The 3,405-nt window shown below is 69.8% G+C and carries 3 protein-coding genes; 2 read left to right on the plus strand and 1 reads right to left on the minus strand.

Going from position 1 to position 3,405, the window contains the following annotated elements:
• Positions 1–82 precede the first annotated feature (82 nt).
• Positions 83–904 (minus strand): HAD-IA family hydrolase, encoded by an 822-nt coding sequence (locus OXU43_08100; GenBank protein ID MDD9825115.1) that lies wholly within the window; start codon positions 902–904, stop codon positions 83–85.
• 215 nt (positions 905–1,119) lie between these two features.
• On the opposite strand from OXU43_08100, the gene OXU43_08105 reads away from it, so the two are divergent.
• Together OXU43_08105 and zapE are read left to right on the plus strand one after the other, a co-directional pair.
• Positions 1,120–2,205 carry a PA0069 family radical SAM protein gene (locus OXU43_08105; GenBank protein ID MDD9825116.1) on the plus strand — a complete coding sequence of 362 codons (1,086 nt, stop codon included), beginning with the start codon at positions 1,120–1,122 and terminating at the stop codon, positions 2,203–2,205.
• 23 nt (positions 2,206–2,228) lie between these two features.
• The gene (gene zapE, locus OXU43_08110; GenBank protein MDD9825117.1) at positions 2,229–3,323 is read left to right on the plus strand and encodes a cell division protein ZapE; all 1,095 of its coding nucleotides are present in this window, start codon (positions 2,229–2,231) and stop codon (positions 3,321–3,323) included.
• Positions 3,324–3,405 lie beyond the last annotated feature (82 nt).

The following is a 3,405-nucleotide window of genomic DNA, read 5'->3' on the forward strand; positions in this document are numbered from 1 at the left end:
TTTGCGTAACGGCTGGGGAGCGCCGGGGTTCCAGGAGAGCCCTGGAGCCCTGTACAAGAGCCTTGTGCAGGCGGCTTGGGGCTTATTGTTCGCGGGCCGCCGCCGGTTCCGCCACCCGCGGCAGGGCGCCGCCGGCGTCCCTGGCCGCGATCCGCTCCAGCAATTCCAGGCCGACCCAGGAGTGGCCCCCTGCGTTGCCGGTCAGGACCCGGAACGGTCGCCCCGGTTCTCCCAGGCCGTTCAGCACCAGGGACGCGCCCTGGAATTCGTGTGCGCGAGTAAAGCGGTGGACAGTGATCACCGTTCTCAGGCCCGCCGCCAGGGCGGCCGTATTCCCGCTCTGGGTATCTTCAATGGCGATGCAACGCCCCGCGGGCAGACGCAACTCCTCCAGGACACGGCGGTAAACGGCAGGCGCGGGCTTTTTCTCCGGCACCGTGTCGCCGGTAACGATCGCCGCAAAGCGTTGTTCCAATTCCGGGTAGCCGCAGTGCCGCAACAGGGCGCTGACGTTTTGCCGCGAAGAGCTGGTGGCGATCGCCAAGCGCAGCCCCCGCCCGTCTGCCTCGTCCAGCAACCGCATGATCCCGCGGCGCAACGGCGGCGGGCGCTCCGCCAGCAACTGCCGGTAGAGCCGCGATTTGCGCTCGTGCAGCTGCCCCGCCCACTCGTCCAGGGCGGTTGCCGACAACCCGCTGTCCGGCATGTGCCGGCGGGCATGGGCGAAAATGCGCTCTCGGCCCCCGGAGGTCAGCAACAGGCGGCTGTACTGAGTCGTGCCCCACCGCCACTTCAGGCCGGCGTCCCGGAAAGCGGCGTTGAAGGCCCGGCGATGCAAGTCTTCGGTGTCCGCCAGGGTGCCGTCCACGTCAAATATCAATGCTTGCAGCGTTGTCATCGCCATTCGTTCCCGGCAAGGCCCCTCCCGCCGGGGCGCCTTGACCAGCGTTGCCTGCTGTTCGGAAAGATCATGTTGTGCCCTCTCAGGCGCCCCCTAGGGCACGCCATATCGCGTAGTATATTACGGAACGCGGCCGTACGGCGCCATCCCCGCAGGCAGAAGAAGACCATGAGCAGAAGATCCCGCATATCTCCATTCCCCCGCCCCCGCCCCCGCTCATGACGGGCGCCGTCGGCGACGGTTGGCGCAAAGGCAGGGGCGCGCTCGGCAACCCGGCCCCCCGCTACCTCCCCGTCGAACGCCAGATCGCGGACGACGGCTGGGGCGGGCAGGCCCCCGGGCCCGGTCCGCGCCTGCGGACTACGGTTACCCTGGAGTCGCCGCGCAGCATCGTCAGCCGCAACCGTTCGCCCGATGTCCCCTTCGACCGGTCCATCAACCCCTACCGGGGCTGCGAACACGGTTGCATCTACTGCTACGCCCGCCCCACCCATGCCTATCTGGATCTCTCCCCGGGCTTGGATTTCGAGACCCGCCTGTTCGCCAAACCGGCGGCGGCGGAACTGTTGCGGCGGGAATTGAGCCGCAATGGCTACCGCTGCCGGCCCATCGCTCTGGGCACCAACACCGATCCCTATCAGCCGATCGAGCGGCGCTTCCAGGTGACCCGGCAGATCATCGAGGTCCTCGCCGACTGCGGCCATCCCCTGCTGATCACCACCAAGTCCTCCCTGGTGGAGCGCGACCTGGACCTGCTGGCGCCCATGGCGGCCCGGGGACTGGTCAAGGTCTCCCTGTCGCTGACCACCCTGGACCACGACCTGGCGCGGCGCCTGGAACCGCGCGCCACGGCCCCCCGGCGGCGCCTGCAAACCCTGGAGCGGCTGGCCGCCGCGGGGATTCCGGCCGGGGTGATGTTCGCCCCCGTGATCCCCGCCGTCAACGACCGGGAGCTGGAGGAAGTGCTGCGCCAGGCCGCCGCCGTCGGCTGCCGTTTTGCCGGCTATGTCGTGCTGCGGCTGCCGCGCGAAGTCCGCGGCCTCTTCCGCCAGTGGTTGCGCAGCCACCGCCCGCGCGCCGAGGGGAGGGTATTTCAATTGATCCGCGAACTGCGCCAGGGGCGGGAAAACGACCCCCGTTTCGGAACGCGCATGAAGGGCAGCGGCGCCTTTGCCTTGCTGATTGCCCAACGCTTTCGGCTGTGTTGCAGCCGCCTGGGGCTGAACCGCGCCCCCCTGGCCCTGGACACCGGCCGCTTCCGGCCGCCGTCCGCGCCACCGGCCCGCCAGTTGTCGCTATTCTAAATCCGGCCGCCGCCCGCGTGTCTCTGTCCAGCCCCCGGGAGCGGTACCGGCAGGCCCTGGCACAGGGTCTGCTGGCGCCGGATGCGTGCCAGCGGCAGGTGGTGGAGCACCTGCAGCGGCTGTACGCGGCACTGACGCACCCCCGGGCGCGCCGCCGCGGCGCCGGCATCCTGCGCCGCCTCGGTCTCCTCCGCCACGACCTCCGCGGGCTCTACCTCTGGGGCGGCGTAGGCCGCGGCAAAACCTTGCTGATGGACATGCTGTACGCCAGCCTCCCTTTCCCGGAGAAGCGCCGGCTGCACTTCCACCGCTTCATGTACTGGGTCCACGAACGCCGCCGCCGGCTGGGCAATGTCCGCTCCCCCCTGCGTCTCCTGGCGGCCGAGTTCGCCGGCCGCTCGCGGGTGTTGTTCTTCGACGAATTCCACGTCTCCGACATCGCCGACGCCATGTTGCTGGGCGGCCTGCTCGAGGCCCTGTTCGAGCGCGGCGTGGCGCTGGTTGCCACCTCCAACGACCGCCCGGACCGGCTCTACCGGGATGGCCTGCAACGCCAGCGCTTCCTGCCGGCCATTCGCCTCCTGCAACGGCATACCGAAGTCGTGTGCCTGCAAGGCGCCACCGACTACCGCCTGCAATTCCTGGACCGGGCCGGCGTCTATTATCATCCTCTGGACGCCGCCGCCCGGCGCAACCTGGAGCGGGACTTCGCGCGCATCGCTCTGGGGCACGGCGACGCCGGGGAGGCGGTTATCCTGATCGCCGGGCGCGAGATCCGCGCCGTGCGCTGCTTCGAGGGAATCGTCTGGTTCTCCTTCGCGGAAATCTGCGGCGGCCCGCGCGCGCCCGCCGACTACATCGAGATCGCAAGGCTGTACCGGACCGTGCTGGTGTCGGAGATCCCCCGCCTTCAGGCGCCGGACGACGACCGGGCCCGGCGCTTCATCGCCCTGGTGGACGAGTTCTACGACCGCAACGTCAAGCTGATTGTCTCCGCGGCGGCGGCGCCGGAGCGGCTGTATGCCGGCCGCCGTCATGCCCGCATCTTTTCCCGCACCGCCAGCCGCCTCAGGGAGATGGGCAGCCGCTCCTACCTGGCCCGTCCCCACCGCCCTTAGCGCCCGCGCGAAGATCGGCGCCGCCGTTGCGCGCGCTCCCTTGCCGCCGCCAATCCCCTGAGGATTCGGGCGCATCGGTTCG

It is taken from the genome of Gammaproteobacteria bacterium (assembly GCA_028817255.1).
Lineage (GTDB): Bacteria > Pseudomonadota > Gammaproteobacteria > Porifericomitales > Porifericomitaceae > Porifericomes > Porifericomes azotivorans.